The sequence below is a fragment of the Aeromonas simiae genome (assembly GCF_000820125.1).
Lineage (GTDB): Bacteria > Pseudomonadota > Gammaproteobacteria > Enterobacterales > Aeromonadaceae > Aeromonas > Aeromonas simiae.
The window spans coordinates 58,169-74,031 of record NZ_CDBY01000034.1 but is presented as its reverse complement, the minus strand read 5'-3'; the positions used below and the strand labels follow the sequence as shown (position 1 = coordinate 74,031).

Here is a 15,863-nt window from a genome sequence, read left to right as displayed (position 1 = left end):
CTACTGCATCACAAAACCGGTAAAGAGCACCTGCTCCACCACGTTTTCCTTGGTGAGCTCCTTGAGTACGCGCTGGGTCTCGGCCAACGCATCACTGCGCAGCTTCTCCTTGCCCTCAAACGTCATCAGCTGCTCGGCACTGGCGGCGCTAAAGACGCGCAGCAAGGTGCCCTCAATCAGCGGAATATGCTGCTTGGCCAACGCCTCGCTGGCCCCCCCACGCACCATCAGTTGCACCTTGATCTGCACCAGGCGATCGCGATCCTGACCACTGACATTGAAGACAAAGGGGCGTGGCATGCCCACGTAGAGCGCATGCTGGCGCTGTGGCTCGGCCTGTGCGGGACTGGCCTTGGCGGTCTCTTCGGCAGAGGGCTGGGCAGGGCCCGCGAGCATGAGCCAGGCACCGACCCCGCCCCCGATCAACACCAGGGCAGCCACAGCTATGAGGATGAGTTTCTTCTTACCACCGCCCTTCTCTTTCAGGGTCAGTTCGCTGTCGTCCGCCATCGTGAGCCCACCGTGTCATGTAAGTTTTTCATTATCATATAGTTGCCGCAGGCGGCTTCAAGCATAGAAATCGATTCCGCGACCGTTTGCCGATTCCCTCGGCAACCGGGTCGCCGCCGGTTGTGGTTGAGCCGCTGTCGTCGCCTCCCCTTGGGGATGGCCTCGCCCCTGCCCGCCGCCCTGGCCAGCACCGGCCTGCGCCTGCTGACCGGCGTGCTGGAACTGCTGCTGCACTTGGGTCTGCCCGAGGGTAATCCCCTGCCCGGCCAGCATGTCGCGCAGGCGCGGCATACTCTGCTCGACCAGATCGCGGGTCTGGCCATGTTGTACCACGAAGTGAACGCTGACCTGCTGCTCCTGACCAAGCTGGATCTGGATTTTCATCTTGCCAAGCCCCATGGGGTCAAGTTGCAGCTCGGCCTGCTGCAACCGCTCGGTCAGCATCACATTGACCTTCTGCTGCAACTCGGCCGGCACCTGCTCTCCCTGCAATCGCTGCGACCCGAGCAGGGTATCGCGCCGCTCCCCCTGCACAGCGGCACTCTGGCCCTGCGCCCCCTCGGCGCTTTGGGTCAGCGCGCCGTGCTGGGCACTGCCATGTTGCACTGCGCTCTGCGGCGCGGCCTCGCTCTGCACCGCAGCCGGTTGGGGCTCCTGACGGGCAGCTAGCGACCCCTCGGCGCGCCGCTCCCCCTCAGGAACCTTCAGCATCTCATCGGGTTGATGTTCATGCGCCCCCGGTCCCCCCAGCGAGCGCTCTCCCCCCATGGTTGCCTGGGCCGGTTGCAGCGAGGCGGCGCGGGCCAGCGCCTGCTCTTGACTCACCGGCGCAGCCTCCCGGTTTTTTTGCTCCTGATGCGCCCCGCTTCCCTGTAGCGACGCCGCCCAGCTGCTGGCCTTGGTCTCTGCAACCGCCTCCTTGGCCGGGCTCTCTTGGGCCGGCTCTGAGCGGTGAATGGCGCGGCGCTCATGGGTCACCGGTGCAGCGCCCTCCTGAGGCGCGCGGGGCGCGGCGCCAGCCACCGGCTCTTGCTTCATCTGGTTTGCAGTGGCAGCCGGCTCTTCTGGGGGCGTGCCCGCCTCCTTGGGGGAGGGATGAACCGCAGAGGCCGGCTGAGGCCGAGTGTCGCCCAGCGTAGTGGCGCCCAGCATAGTGGCGGTGTGTCCCTTGGCCTCCTCGGGGCGCAGCGCTTTGGCTCCACTTGCCTGCGCGGCGGCCGGCTCGCTCACCTCCACGGCCAACACGGCCGCGCCATCGGATGCCGCGACCCGTTGCTGCGTGACTCGGGGCTCAGCCTGCTGAGCAAGGTGAGGCGCCCCCTCGTCCTGTACGGGCGCCTCCGGCAAAAACGCGGCATCGGTCGCCGGGGGGGCCACCGTGAAGAGGTGGGCGTCCTGCATCTGGTTAGGAGAGACAACGGCACTGGGCTCACTCTGCTTGAGCGGAGCCTGCGCCATGGTTTGCGGCGTAGTTTGCGCCGTAGTTATCGCGGTTTTGTCTGCCCCTGGCAAACGGGGCGTCTCGACCGGCTCGGGCTGCGCATCGACCACCTGCATTCCGGCAGCCTGCAAGCGAGATAGCGCAATACCGCCCTCATTATGCGGCGAGTCGCCATCGGGAGCCGGCCTCACCTCAGCATCGGGGAGTGGCGCCGAGGGGACGGCGCCCTTGGCCTGCCCCGCAGCGGCGAGCGCAGCCCCCTGTACGGCATCGGCGGCGTCACGCTTTACCGGTGCAGCCACCGCCATGGGGCGCGCGGCCACTAACTCCCCCTCGTCCAGCGGCGGCGCCTCCTGCTCCCCCAGCCCTGCGCTCGGCGCCGCCATCACCAGCTGGGTGCAGGTGTGCAGCGAGGCTTCGAGGCGGCTGAGCAGATCGAGCGGCAACTCTTCGCCGCCCTCCGGCAGCGCGTCCCCCTGCTTCTCCTGCGCCGAGGCCTCTTTACTCACCTCTTTTTCGCTGACAGGCACATCGCCCTGCTCGGCCGAATCGGGGGAGAGCCAGAGGGCGAAGCTCTCTTCGGGCACACCGCTCTTTGCCGGACGTGCGCCCTGCAGCGGCTCGGATGCGCCGGCGGAAAGAGTAAGAAGGGATGGGGCTGTCATGATGAACTCCTGCTCTGGTTGTCGTCAGGTCACGCAAGAGCGGACGGGCCAAGGTGCCTGTCCGGTAGAATGCAACTACCGGGCCATTATCTTGACGGGTTACGGCTGAGGCCGATGCAGGTAGCTGCGGGTGGCGAACTCATCCAGCATTTTCTGCTCCTGGCGCTCCGCCTTCTGGCGAGCCCGCTCGGCCTGCTTGGCCAGCAACAGCTCCACCGCCTTGCGCTTTTGCTGGGTGGCGAGCCACTCCTGCTTGCGCTGCTCCACCGCCTGGCGCACCTGCAATACCCCCTCATACTGCTGCTCTGCGGCCAGTTGCAGCTTGTTGATGAAGGCCTGGTACTGCACGTTCTGCTGGGCGGCGATCCCTTGCAGGCCGCGCTCGGTCCACTGCTGCTGGTAGATCTGGCGGTAGTGGCTGAGCGCCTCCTGCTGCTCCATGAAGAGCTTGAGATCCTGGCGCGCCTTGGCCAGCGCCATGGCGCAGCGCTGCTCCGCCTCGGCCAGTTGACCGGCCAACAGTTGCAACCCCTTGCTCATCGCGCCTCCTTACTCATCGGTTGAGCGGCCCCGTCACCATCTCCAGCTCGGCCAGCCCGGTGTCATAGCCGACCACCTCGCGCATCCCTTGCTGCAAGAACTGATCCAGATAGGGCTTTTGCAAGATGGCGCGGTCGATGCGCGGATCGGCCCCCTGGCTGTAAGCGCCGATGCTGATGAGATCACGGTTCTGCTGGTAGAGGGAGTAATACTGCTTGAGCAGCCGCGCCAGTTGCAGGTGTTCGGGCGAGGTGACCTGAGGCATGACCCGGCTGATCGACTTTTCGATGTCGATGGCCGGGTAGTGGCCGGCATCGGCCAGCTCGCGCGACAGCACGATGTGGCCGTCGAGGATGGCGCGCGCCGCATCGGCGATGGGATCTTGCAGATCATCCCCTTCGGTCAACACGGTGAAAAAGGCCGTGATGGAGCCCTGCCCCTCCCCGCCGTTGCCGGCTCGCTCCACCAGCGCCGGTAATTTGGCGAACACCGAAGGCGGGTAGCCCTTGGTCGCCGGCGGCTCGCCGACCGCCAGGGCTATCTCGCGCTGGGCCTGGGCGTAGCGGGTCAGTGAATCCATCAAGAGCAGCACGTTCAGCCCCTGATCGCGGAAATACTCGGCGATGGTGATGGCGGTTTCGCACCCCTTGAGGCGCATCAGCGGCGAGGCATCGGCGGGGGCCGCCACCACCACGGCGCGCTCGCGCCCCTCGACGCCGAGGATCTCCTCGATGAACTCTTTCACCTCCCGGCCCCGCTCCCCGATGAGGCCCACCACCACCACGTCGGCCACCGAGCCACGGGTCATCATGCCAAGCAGCACCGACTTGCCGACCCCCGAGCCGGCAAACAGCCCCATCCGCTGCCCCTGCCCCACGGTCAACACCGCATTGATGGCACGCACCCCCACGTCCATCGGCTGATGGATCGGGCGGCGGGCCAGCGGGTTGATGCCGCGAGCGGCGAAACGGGCGGTGTGGGCGGTGAGAATGGGGCCGAGCCCGTCGAGCGGCTGGCCGATGCCATCGATGACCCGGCCGAGCAGGCTCATGCCGACCGGAATGCCCTGCTCCTCGGAGAGGGGCACCACCCTGGCGCCGGGGATCACCCCCTTGAGCTGCTCGCTCGGCATCAGGTAGAGCCGCTCGCCGGCAAAGCCGACCACCTCGGCCTCAAGCACCCCATCGAGGGTATCGATGCGGCACAGTGAGCCGATGGCGGCGCGGCACCCGACCGCCTCCAAAGTCAGCCCCACCACCCGCGTCAACTTGCCGGCGACCGGGGTGCGCGGGGCGATGTCGGCCACCCGATAGCGTTGCATGCGGCTGAGCAGAGTGCGATGCATGGGCTTACTCCCCGTGGTTGTCGCGCAGGAAGTTGCGCAGCAGCTGATTGATGCGGGCCTCCAGCTGCATGTCGATGCTAGACAGCGTGGTGGCGAGCTGCACGTCGCCGAGGGAAAGGGTGGGGTCGGCCTCGAGGCGCCAGCCGCGCTTTTCGCACTCTTCGGCGCCAAAGGCGGCCACCACCCGCTCCACGTCCTCCGGATGCAGTTGCAAGGTGACGCCGCTCTCGGCCGCCGGCAACTGGGCCAGCCCCTCCTTGAGGGCGGCCAGCAGCAACCGGGGCGAGGTCTCGGCCTCGTGCTTGATCAGGGCCTTGGTCAGCTGCAAAGTCAGGCTCAGCAGTTGCTGCTCCACCTCGTCGTCCAGCTCGGCCAAGGGGGTGGCGAGGCGGGAGGCGAGCTGCTGCCAGTGAGCGACCGCCTGCTCAACCAGCTCGCGCCCCATGGCGAGCCCCTCCTCACGCCCCTGCTCGAGACCGGCAGCGTGCCCCTGCTGTAACCCTTCGAGCTTGCCCTCTTCGAGCCCCTTGGCAAAACCGGCCTCACGCCCCTCCTGCATCCCCTCCTCCCAGGCGGCCTGGCGGATCGCCTCCAGCTCCTCGGCGGTCAGGGTGGGTGTCGGCTCCGGCTCAGCGTCTGCCTCGGGCTCGGGCTCCTCGTGCTGATACCAGTCAGGCGCCAGCCCCAGGGCATTGCTCTCCATCTGCGGGCCGCTCTCCATCTGCGGCCAGCCCCAGTCCTGCACCTCGATGCCATCCTGCTCCGGGCGCAGGTAACCCCTTAACTTGCGATCGCTCATGGCTTACAGGAACTCGTCGCCACCACCGGCGCCCAGCATGATTTCGCCGGCATCGGCCAGACGGCGGGCGATGGAGAGGATCTCCTTTTGCGCCGCCTCCACCTCGGAGACGCGGATCGGGCCCATCGCCTCCAGATCGTCGGCCAGCATCTCGGCCGCCCGCTTGGACATGTTCTTGAACACCTTCTCGCGCATCTGATCGTCCGAGCCCTTGAGGGCCCGCTGCAACAGATCCCCCGGCACCTCGCGCAGCAGGGTCTGGATGCCGCGATCGTCCACATCGATGAGGTTTTCGAACACGAACATCAAATCCTGGATCTGCTGGCTCATCTCCTCGTCGGCATCGCGGATGGCGTCCATCAACTGCCCTTCGACGTTGGTGTCGAGGTAGTTCATGATGTTGGCCGCCGCCTTCAGGCCGCCCATCTTGGCCGCCTGGGCACCAGCCGCGCCGGCGAACTGCTTCTCCATGATGTCGTTGAGCTCTTGCAGCGCCGCCGGTTGCACCTCTTCGAGGTTGGCGATACGCATCACCAGATCGAGGCGCACCTGCTCCGGGAACTGGCTCAAGATCTCGGCCGACTGCTCGGGCTCGAGGTAGGAGAGGACGATGGTCTGGATCTGCGGGTGCTCGTTTTGGATGATGCTGGCCACCTGGCGGGCATCCATCCACTTGAGCGAATCGAGCCCGCGCGCCCCGGAGCCGAGGATGATCTGATCGACCAGGTTGCTGGCCTTGTCTTCACCGAGCGCGGCCACCAAGGCCTTGCGCACGAAGTCCTCACTGCCGATCCCGATGTTGGTGTACTTCTGAATGTCGTCGATAAACTGGCGGTGCACCGCCGCAACCCGGTCGTGGCTGAAATCCGACATGGAGGCCATCGACATGCCAAGGCGCTGCACCTGCTTGGGCTCGAGATGGCGGAAGATCTGCGCCGCGTCCTCTTCGTTGAGGCTCAGCATCAGCACGGCCGCCATCTCCATGCCACTCATGTTGTCAAGGATCTGACGCTGGGCATCGGTGATGTCGTTGCCGGTCACTTGGTTATTGCTATCAGGCATCTTTGGTTACCCACTCCTTGATGACCTGGGCCGCCAGGTCGGGTTCATTCGCTACCAGAGCGCGCACAGCCTTGAGCAAATCTTCGTCACGGTGCAGGTCAGGCAGCTTGAGATGACCATCGCGCAGACCAAACACCGGCTCGGCCTCGGCCTGAGCGGCCAGCAGGCTCAACTCGTCGTCGCCCCCCAGCACGGTGTGGTTGTCCAGATCCACCTCATGCTCGGGTCTGGCATCCGGATAGAGCAGCCGTTTGAGCATGGGCCGCACCACGGTCACGATGAGCACGATGATGATGAGCACCGAGGCGGCGATACGCACGGCGCGCCAGAACCAGGGCTGATCGTAGAGGGGGGGCTCGGCCACCGCATCGAGCTCGGGACGGTTGAAGGGGATGGTGACCACCTCCAAGGTATCGCCACGGGTCACGTCGAAGCCAAGGCCACCGCTGAGCACCCGGCGCAGGGTATCGAGCTCGGCCTGACTACGCGGCTCACGGTTTATCTTGCCATCGGCCCCCGCCGGAGCCGTCTTGTAGTCGACCGCCACCGAGACCGTCATGCGGCGGATCCCCCCCATCTGACGCCGGGTGTGGCTCACCGTGGTGTCGAGTTCGAAGTTGCGGGTTGCCTCTTTACGCGAGCGGCCCGAACTGCTGGCGGCATTGGCGCCGGTGGCCTGCTCGGGAATGGTGGCGTTGGCGGGCGGCTGGTTGGAAAGGGCGCCGGGGACTCCCTGGCTCTGACCGTTGGCGCTGTTCTCCTCCATGGTCATCTCGGAGCGCACCGCAGGCAAGTCCGGGTTGAAGGTCTTGCGGGTCTGCTCCTGCTGAGTGAAGTCGAGGGCGAGATCCACCTCGGCGGTGTAGTTATCGGCGCCGAGCACCGGGATCAGGATGGCGTCAATTTTCTGTTTGTATTCGAGCTCCTGCTTTTGCTGCATCGCAAACTCGCGGCGGGTCTGCACCGCGATCGGGTCTTGGGAGCCGGAGTTGAGCAGGCGCCCCCCCTGATCGGTGACGGTGACCCGGCTCGGCTCCAGGCCGTGCACGGCGGAGGCCACCATGTCGACGATGGCATCGACCGTGCCCTGCTCAAGCGCCGCCCCCTTGAGGCTGACCACCACGGTGGCGCTCGGCTTGCGCTCGTTGCGGGCAAACACGTTCTCTTTCGGGATGGCCAGCAGCACCTGGGCCTTGGCGATCGACTGGAACTGCTCGATGGCGCTGGCCAGCTGGCGCTCCCGGCTCAGCTTGAGACGCTCGGCCTCCATCCGCTGGCTCACGCCGAAGCTCGAGTCCTTGAGCAGGATGTCCTCACCGCCGATGGCGCTGTCATCCGCGGCGCCCAGCCCGGCACGGGTCAACTGCAAGCGGATATCGGGGTACTTCTCGGCATTGACCAGCACCGATTTGCCATCCACCTCGTAGGGGATCTTCTGCTGATCGAGGTAATCGAGGGTTTTCACCAGCTGTTCGGTGCTGAAGGTACCCAGCGGCCGCATGTCGGGCTCTTTGCCCCACAGCAGGATGAAAACCGCGATAGCCAGGCAGATGGCCAGCCCCAGGATCAGGGTGATCTGGCGCAGGATGTCGCTGTTGGAGAGGATGCTGCCAAACGCCGAGCTCTTCTGCTCGTGCTCATCCAAGGTGGCGGCGCCGTCTTGCAGCAGGAGATCGCCGTTCTGTTCCGTGGCCACAGGCTAGTTCCTTACACTGGCATATTCATGATGGTCTTGTACGCCTCGACCACCTTGTTGCGAACCTGCACCGTCGCCTCGAAGGCGATGGTGGATTTTTGCCCCGCAATCATGACATCGGAAAGATCGATGGAGCGATCCCCCATGTCAAAGCGGGTGCGCAGATCGTTCGCCTGACCTTGCAGCTCATTGACGTTGTCGAGCGCCCGGCTCAGCATGCTGCCGAAATCGGCGCCAACATTCTGGCTCGGCTGGGCCCCCAGACTGTTGCCCGCCTCGATCTTGAGCCCCTGCATCTCCTGCAGCAGATTGGTTGCGTTGATTTCCATGTTGACTCCCGGACAAATGATTGACGCTGTCTCGGTGTATGCAATCAAGATGCCAGAGAGGAAAAACCCGCGCGATTATCTCCGATTGCACGCCCCAGCCTCGACCGGGCCGCGCATTTTTCCAGCGCTCTCTTTGCGTACAGTTTTTGGCCTTTGTTTGTGCCCCTCATGCTGGTAAAATCCCGCGCCTTTAATGCACTGTGAGCATGAGTGAATGAGCAGCACCCCCAACCAGCCGCCAAAAGTCGGCTTTGTCTCGCTCGGTTGCCCGAAGAACCTGGTCGACTCCGAGCGCATTCTGACCCAACTGCGTACCGAAGGGTACGATGTGGTACCCAGCTATGACGATGCGGAACTGGTGGTGGTCAACACCTGCGGTTTCATCGACAGCGCGGTGCAAGAATCCCTCGAGGCCATCGGCGAGGCGCTCTCTGAAAACGGCAAGGTGATCGTCACCGGCTGCCTCGGCGCCAAAGAGGATCAGATCCGCGAAATCCACCCCAAGGTACTCGAGATCACCGGCCCGCACGCCTATGAAGAGGTGCTGGGTCACGTCCACAAGTACGTCGCCAAGCCGACCCACAACCCCTTCACCAGCCTGGTGCCGGCCCACGGGGTCAAGCTCACCCCGCGTCATTACGCTTATCTGAAGATCTCCGAAGGGTGCAACCACCGCTGCACCTTCTGCATCATCCCCTCCATGCGCGGGGATCTGGTGAGCCGCCCCATCGGTGAGGTGCTGGCCGAGGCCAAACGCCTCAAAGAGGCCGGCGTCAAAGAGATCCTGGTCATCTCTCAGGACACCTCCGCCTATGGGGTTGATGTGAAGCACCGCACCGGCTTTTACGACGGCATGCCGGTCAAGACCAGCATGGTGGCCCTGTGCGAGGAGCTCTCCAAGCTCGGCATGTGGGTGCGCCTGCACTACGTCTACCCCTACCCGCACGTGGATGACGTCATCCCGCTGATGCGCGATGGCAAGGTACTGCCCTACCTCGACATTCCGCTGCAACATGCCAGCCCGCGCATCCTGAAACTGATGAAGCGCCCGGGCACTGTCGAGCGCACCCTGGAGCGCATCCAGAAGTGGCGCGAGATCTGCCCCGAGATCATCCTGCGCTCCACCTTCATCGTCGGCTTCCCCGGCGAGACCGAAGAAGAGTTCCAAATGCTGCTCGACTTCATCGACAAGGCAGAGCTGGATCGGGTTGGCTGCTTCAAATACAGCCCGGTAGAAGGGGCCAAGGCCAACGAGCTGCCGGATCCGGTGCCGGAAGAGGTTCAAGAAGAGCGCTTCCAGCGCTTCATGGAGCTGCAACAGCAGGTCTCCATCCGCAAGCTCGCCCGCAAGGTAGGCCAGCAGATGGACGTGCTGATCGACGAGGTGGACGAAGAGGGGGCGACCGGTCGCTCCATGGCCGATGCGCCGGAGATCGACGGTCTGGTCTACCTCAATGGCGCCACCACCCTCAAGCCGGGCGATCTGGTGCGGGTGCAGATAGAGCACGCCGACGAGTACGACTTGTGGGGCAGCCTGGTCTGACCCTGGTAGCAAGAAGCCCCGCAGTGCGGGGCTTCTCTGTTTTCAGGCGCAGCTCCGGTGCTCGCGCCGCTTACGCACATAGAGGGTGCGGCGCACCTTGGCCACCACCTCCCCCTTGCCATCCTGGATGGAGACGCTGAATTCAGGGAAGTGCTTATCCCCCCCTTCGGTCGCCGCCACGATGGCGGCCAGCGAGCTGTCGCTCAAGGTGAACTCGGCCACCAGCGGTCCCTTGCCCGGCTTGATGTAGTCGATGTCGCCCGACTTGTCCCAGACGTAGTAGTGGTTCTTGAAGTACCCCATCAGCATCAGGGGATAGATGGGATCGGTCATCGCAAACATGCTGCCGCCGAACTGGGTACGATTGGCATTGCGGGTCGACCAGCGCGCCTTGAGCACCACCCGGCAATAGCGGTAGTCATCGCTCAAGGCTTCTATCTTGATCCCGGCGCCCCGGAACGGAGGCCACCAGTTGAGGGCGTGGCGTACCAGGCTGGCACGCCGGAAGAGCCATTCCATTGCTTCTCATCCGACCAGTAACATTAGTTACATCATAGCAACATTCGTGCCTGTACCTCAAGAGCGATTGCTCTAATCTGGCTTTGGGCTGAATGGAGAAAAGCCTTTGAATTTACGTGTTTATTTTCGTTAATCGAAAACTCTATAATGGTTCGCTTAGCCAGTTCGAGGTTGCCATTCGCGTGGCAGTCAATCAGAATAGCCCCACCACAGAGAATGCGAATAACTAATACTATGGCTGACAATAACCAAGCGTTGAAAAAGGCCGGGCTCAAGGTCACCCTTCCCCGCGTCAAGATCCTGGAAATCCTGCAGCAGCCGGAGTGCCACCACACCAGCGCCGAAGAACTCTACAAGCGCCTGATCGACCAAGGTGAAGAGATTGGTCTGGCCACCGTGTATCGCGTTCTCAACCAGTTTGACGACGCCGGCATCGTCACCCGTCACCACTTTGAGGGCGGCAAGTCGGTGTTTGAGCTCTCCAGCCAGGAGCATCACGACCACCTGGTGTGCCTCGACTGTGGCAAGGTGATCGAATTCTCCGATGACGTTATTGAGCAGCGCCAGAGCGAGATCGCCAAGAAGCACAACATCCGTCTGACCAATCACAGCCTCTATCTGTATGGTCACTGTGCCGACGGGACTTGCGCCCACGCCGACGACTGAGTCCGGCCGACCCCATCAGAAAAGCCAGCCCCAGGGCTGGCTTTTTGCTATCTGGCCTTCCTGCCAAACGGGCAGCAAAAAGGCGGGTCACCCCGCCTTGTTTCGCATCAGGCTGACTTAGCCTTCCACCTTGCCCCAAGAGTCGCGCAGCGCCACGGTGCGGTTGAACACCAGATGGTCGGCGCTGGAGAGCTTGTTGTCGGCGCAGAAGTAGCCTTCGCGCTCGAACTGGTAGGCAAACTCCGGCTTGGCCTCCTTGAGCGACGCCTCGACACGGGCCCCCTCGATGATCACCAGGGATTCCGGATTCAGGGCCGCCTCGAAGTCCTCTTCGGCGCCCGGGTTCGGCACCTTGAACAGACGATCGTAGAGGCGGATCTCCGCCGGCAGCGAGGTGGTAGCGCTGACCCAGTGGATCACCCCCTTCACCTTGCGACCATCGGCCGGGTCCTTGCCCAGGGTGTCGGCATCGTAGGAGCAGTAGATGCAGGTAACCTTGCCTTCGGCATCCTTCTCGACCCGCTCGGCCTTGATGACGTAGGCGTTGCGCAGGCGCACCTCCTTGCCCAGCACCAGACGCTTGAACTGCTTGTTGGCCTCTTCGCGAAAATCAGCCTGATCGATGAAGATCTCGCGGCCGAAATGGAGTTCGCGGGAGCCCATCTCGGGCTTGTTCGGGTGTGCCGGCGCCGTCAGGGTCTCATCGTGATCCAGGTTCTCGATCACCACCTTGACCGGATTCAATACCGCCATGGCGCGCGGGGCGTTCTCGTTGAGATCGTCACGGATGCAAGCCTCCAGCATCCCCATCTCGACGATGTTGTCCTGCTTGGTGACGCCGATACGCAGGCAGAACTCGCGGATGGCCGCCGGGGTGTAACCGCGGCGACGCAGGCCGGAGACGGTCAGCATGCGCGGATCGTCCCACCCTTCCACGTGCTTCTCGGTCACCAGCTGGTTCAGCTTGCGCTTGGACATGACGGTGTATTCGAGATTCAGACGGGAGAACTCGTACTGACGCGGGTGGCACTCGATGCTGATGTTGTCCAGCACCCAGTCATAAAGACGGCGGTTGTCCTGGAACTCCAGGGTGCACAGGGAGTGGGTGATCCCCTCCAGCGCATCGGAGATGCAGTGGGTGAAGTCGTACATGGGGTAGATGCACCACTTGTCACCGGTCTGGTGGTGGTGGGCAAACTTGATGCGATAGATCACCGGATCGCGCATCACCATGAAAGGGGAAGCCATGTCGATCTTGGCGCGCAGGCAGGCGGTACCCTCGGCGAACTCGCCGTTCTTCATCTTCTCGAACAGGGCCAGGTTCTCGTCGACCGAGCGCTCGCGAAACGGGCTGTTCTTGCCCGGCTCGGTCAGGGTGCCGCGGTACTCGCGCATCTGCTCCGGGGTCAGCTCGTCCACATAGGCCAGCCCCTTCTCGATAAGCTCGATGGCGTAGCCGTGCAGCTTGTCAAAATAGTCGGAGGAGTAGCACACCTCGCCGTTCCACTGGAAACCGAGCCACTGCACATCACGCTTGATGGACTCGACATACTCGATGTCTTCTTTCACCGGGTTGGTGTCGTCGAAGCGCAGGTTGCACTGGCCCTGATAGTCGCGGGCGATGCCGAAGTTCAGGCAGATGGACTTGGCGTGGCCGATGTGCAGATAGCCGTTAGGCTCCGGCGGGAAGCGGGTATGCACACTGCTGTGCTTACCGCTGGCCAGATCCTCGTCGATGATTTGGCGGATAAAGTTGGTTGGGCTGCTAGCCTGAGTCATGGGCTCACCTCAAAAGTCGTACATCGCGGGGCGGCCAGCGCCACACCCGACATCAAGCCGAATATGATCCACCATTCAGCCCCTGCGCTCAACCGCTATTTCTGTCCCATGTGCCCGTCATCGATAAAAAAACCCGCGCCTAAGCGCGGGTAACCCATTGATAACAATATGAGCACAACACACAACGTCAAGGAAGTCAGTAGGCCCCCTTGGGCAAGGGGTCGCGGCTCCAACCCCTTGCCCAAGGAGGGAGGGCCAACCGACCCTCCCGGTATCACGAACGGTTAGCCGTTCACCTCGGTAACACGGCTCACCCGCTTGCCATCGAAGCTGACGGTGCGCAGGTAGACCTTACCGCTCACTTGCGGCTTGGCGGCGGCGTCATAGGCGCTCCAGCGCTTGCCATCCAAGCTGTACTGGATCGGCAGACCCGGCAGATCGACGTTAGCCTCCAGCACGCCACCGACGACGCGGGCCCCCGGCACGGAGAGGCGATACTCGACCCCGGCCTGATCCAGCTTGGGCAGCACGCGCTGGCCCAGTACGTTGGCAAAGCGGTTCCACTCCTGGTTGAGCGCCGCCTTGTTGACGTGCTTGGTCTCGCCGGAGAACTCGCGCCCCTTCACGTAAGGCAGCTCGAAGCTCCCCTTGTGCCAGGCACGCTCAGCCAGGGAGAAGATGCGCGGATAGACCATGTACTCGTACTGCGCATCGGTGCGGATGGTCTCACTCCACTGCTGGCCGGAGATCCCCTTGAACTTGACCGGCTCCTGGTCACCCTTGGCCACGAAGGCGTTACCGTCGCGGTCAACCGAGGTCTCGGCGTTCTGCGGCAGGTTCTCCGGGGCGAAGGCGAACACCTTGCGGGTGTCGTTGAAGCGGGTAGCCCAGTAGTAGCCGCGCTCGGCCGGGTGAACCTCGTTCGGGAAGTCGAAGTAGAGGTAGTCCGGGTTCGAGAGCACCACTTCATAGCCGTTGTGGGCCCACTTCATCGCCTCGTTGAAGCCACCCCAGTAGAGGGTCTCCCAGAAGTTGACGCGGGTGTTGGCGGTGGCAAAGACGCTGGCGTCCTTGGCGTACTTCAGGCCATCTTCCCAGGCTTGCAGGGTGTCAAAGCCATGACCCTTGACCAGTTCGCTCACCTCCTTGGCGAAGTAGACCGGCAGCTCGGCCACGTCCTTGATCTTGCCATCGGCGATCATCTTCTGGCACACAGGGGACTTGCCAAACGGCTTGTCCTGCTTGCTCCAGTCGGTGTTGCCGCGCCAGCCCACCAGCTCTTCCTTCTTGGTGACGGCCGGGTCCTGATAGCCGCCCCCCAGCATGATGTTCTTGGCTTCGTCACCACCGTAGTGCCAGGCGGTCAGCGGCTGACCGGCAGCCTGGTGCATCTGGGCCACCTCTTCCATCACCTTGGCCACGAAGTTGGCGGCGCCCGGCTGGCAGGGGTTGATGAAGGACATCTTGTCGTAGAACTGCACCGAGGTGACGTTGGAGGTGTCCTGCGGGTCGGTCAGACGGAACTTGAGTGCCTCGTCCTCCTTGCCCTCGGCCAGCAGCCGCTTGTAGCGCGCCTCCATGGAGACCACGGCGGCACGGGCGTGGGCCGGCATGTTGATCTCGGGGATCACGGTCACGCCGCGCGCCTTGGCGTAGCGCACCAGCTCGATGTAGTCGGCCTTGCTGTAAAAACCGGTGCCCATGTTGTCGCTGGTCGGGCCGGAGCCCAGCTGCGGCAGCAGGCACTGGGTCTCGCTGAGATCGTGGCAGCGCTTGCTGCCCACCTCGGTCAGCTCGGGCAGACCCGGGATCTCGATACGCCAGCCCTCATCGTTGGTCAGGCCCAGATGCAGCACGTTGAGCTTCATGGCGGCCATCTGATCGACCAGCTTCTTCATGGTCTCGGCGCTTCTGAAGTGACGGGCCACGTCGGTCTGCATGCCGCGGTATTCAAAGCGCGGCGCATCCTCGACACGCATCGGGGAGACCTGCTTGTTGTCGACCCCGAGCAAAGAGAGCAGCGACTGGGCGCCCCAGAAGGCCCCCGCCACGTCGTGACCACGGATCACCGTGCCCTGCTGGCCAATGGTCATATCGTACCCTTCGGCCTGCTTGACCTTGCTGCCGAGCTTGATGGAGACCGGATAGCCGGTGTCGGAGAGGGTGACACCCAGGCGGGTCAGCTCGGCCTTGAGGGCTTCGGCACGATCGGAGGGGAGATCCAGCGCATCGAGCTTGATGCTGGAGAGATCCACCGGTGCGCCGGCCTTGATCTCCTGCTTGAGCGGGGTCGGCACTATCTGGTTGGCGATCTTGGCCGCCGGCAGCAGGGCGCTGGTCTGGTTGGCCGCGAAGCGGGTCTCGCTGTTCATCAGGATGTTGTTGTCATCCTTGGTGCGCTTCCAGCCATCGGCCGGCATCGGCTTCTCGTAGCGGGTGGCATCATTGATGTCGCTCATGCTGGCGATCACCTTGGGCTCGGCGCCCTCGGCAGAGATGTACCAGTTCGGCATGATGTCAGATTCGAACAACACCCAGTACTCCACCACCAGCGGCACCTCGACCGTGGCATCCTTGGCAAAGCCCTGGAACTTGTCGGTCGGGGTCAGGCGATAGAGATCGCCGGTCAGGTGAGTGATGGTGAACTGCTCGTTGTCGACCCGCTGGATCCGGCGGATGGAGTGGATGTAGAGCTCCCACTCCTTGCTGTCGACGCTGGTCCCCTGGTTGGTCAGGTGCAGCTTGGCAACGCCGCAACTGGTCCACTCGGAGCCGAGTGCCTGGCAATCGATGCCGGCACCGGCGCCGTCATTGGTGACCACTTCGTATTTCACCAGCAGATTGTTGGCAAGCGAGTCGACCACGGCCTGCTTGGCGGCATCGGCGGCCTGGACGTGGGCGACAAAAGCGGAAGACATGGCAATGGCTAACAGTGACTGTTTCAAGTTCATAGCTGCTGCTCTCGTTTG

At 63.5% G+C, this 15,863-nt stretch carries 13 protein-coding genes; 2 read left to right on the top strand and 11 right to left on the bottom strand.

Translation table 11 applies throughout. The features are described from left to right. From fliL to fliE, 8 genes are all read right to left on the bottom strand, one after another. Entirely contained in the window at positions 1 to 510 is a 510-nt protein-coding gene (gene fliL / locus BN1134_RS05510; protein WP_042045779.1) for a flagellar basal body-associated protein FliL, read from the bottom strand. 57 nt (positions 511 to 567) lie between these two features. Then, on the bottom strand, positions 568 to 2,616 hold the full coding sequence (locus BN1134_RS05505; RefSeq protein ID WP_042045777.1) for a flagellar hook-length control protein FliK: 2,049 nt from the start codon (positions 2,614 to 2,616) through the stop codon (positions 568 to 570). Positions 2,617 to 2,715: 99 nt separating this feature from the next. Beyond that, the gene (fliJ, locus tag BN1134_RS05500; protein WP_042045776.1) at positions 2,716 to 3,156 is read right to left on the bottom strand and encodes a flagellar export protein FliJ; all 441 of its coding nucleotides are present in this window, start codon (positions 3,154 to 3,156) and stop codon (positions 2,716 to 2,718) included. A 13-nt stretch (positions 3,157 to 3,169) separates the two neighbouring features. Beyond that, positions 3,170 to 4,501, bottom strand: coding sequence for a flagellar protein export ATPase FliI (gene fliI, locus BN1134_RS05495; protein WP_042045773.1), 1,332 nt, complete (start codon positions 4,499 to 4,501; stop codon positions 3,170 to 3,172). A gap of 4 nt (positions 4,502 to 4,505) precedes the next feature. Next, positions 4,506 to 5,300, bottom strand: a complete 795-nt coding sequence (gene fliH, locus BN1134_RS05490; protein WP_042045772.1) for a flagellar assembly protein FliH — start codon at positions 5,298 to 5,300, stop codon at positions 4,506 to 4,508. Between the two features lie 3 nt (positions 5,301 to 5,303). Continuing rightward, entirely contained in the window at positions 5,304 to 6,362 is a 1,059-nt protein-coding gene (gene fliG, locus BN1134_RS05485) for a flagellar motor switch protein FliG (RefSeq protein ID WP_042045771.1), read from the bottom strand. Then, a complete protein-coding gene (gene fliF / locus BN1134_RS05480) occupies positions 6,355 to 8,058 on the bottom strand; it encodes a flagellar basal-body MS-ring/collar protein FliF (RefSeq protein WP_042045769.1) in 1,704 nt (567 codons plus the stop codon). Before fliF ends, fliG begins: the two co-directional genes overlap by 8 nt. An 11-nt stretch (positions 8,059 to 8,069) precedes the next feature. After that, on the bottom strand, positions 8,070 to 8,387 hold the full coding sequence (gene fliE, locus BN1134_RS05475) for a flagellar hook-basal body complex protein FliE (RefSeq protein ID WP_042045767.1): 318 nt from the start codon (positions 8,385 to 8,387) through the stop codon (positions 8,070 to 8,072). Positions 8,388 to 8,601: 214 nt separating this feature from the next. Between fliE and rimO the strand changes: the two genes are divergently transcribed. Beyond that, positions 8,602 to 9,930 carry a 30S ribosomal protein S12 methylthiotransferase RimO gene (gene rimO / locus BN1134_RS05470; protein ID WP_042045766.1) on the top strand — a complete coding sequence of 443 codons (1,329 nt, stop codon included), beginning with the start codon at positions 8,602 to 8,604 and terminating at the stop codon, positions 9,928 to 9,930. A gap of 42 nt (positions 9,931 to 9,972) precedes the next feature. Here the strand turns inward: rimO and BN1134_RS05465 are convergent, their stop codons facing one another. Next, positions 9,973 to 10,449 (bottom strand): DUF4442 domain-containing protein, encoded by a 477-nt coding sequence (locus tag BN1134_RS05465; RefSeq protein WP_042045765.1) that lies wholly within the window; start codon positions 10,447 to 10,449, stop codon positions 9,973 to 9,975. 234 nt (positions 10,450 to 10,683) lie between these two features. On the opposite strand from BN1134_RS05465, the gene fur reads away from it, so the two are divergent. Continuing rightward, positions 10,684 to 11,115, top strand: coding sequence for a ferric iron uptake transcriptional regulator (gene fur / locus BN1134_RS05460; protein WP_042045764.1), 432 nt, complete (start codon positions 10,684 to 10,686; stop codon positions 11,113 to 11,115). 117 nt (positions 11,116 to 11,232) lie between these two features. On the opposite strand, the gene glnS is transcribed toward fur, so the two are convergent. Together glnS and BN1134_RS05450 are read right to left on the bottom strand one after the other, a co-directional pair. Further along, entirely contained in the window at positions 11,233 to 12,894 is a 1,662-nt protein-coding gene (glnS, locus tag BN1134_RS05455) for a glutamine--tRNA ligase (RefSeq protein ID WP_042045763.1), read from the bottom strand. A gap of 284 nt (positions 12,895 to 13,178) precedes the next feature. Next, positions 13,179 to 15,845, bottom strand: coding sequence for a beta-N-acetylhexosaminidase (locus BN1134_RS05450; RefSeq protein ID WP_042045762.1), 2,667 nt, complete (start codon positions 15,843 to 15,845; stop codon positions 13,179 to 13,181). Between the last annotated feature and the right edge of the window lie 18 nt (positions 15,846 to 15,863).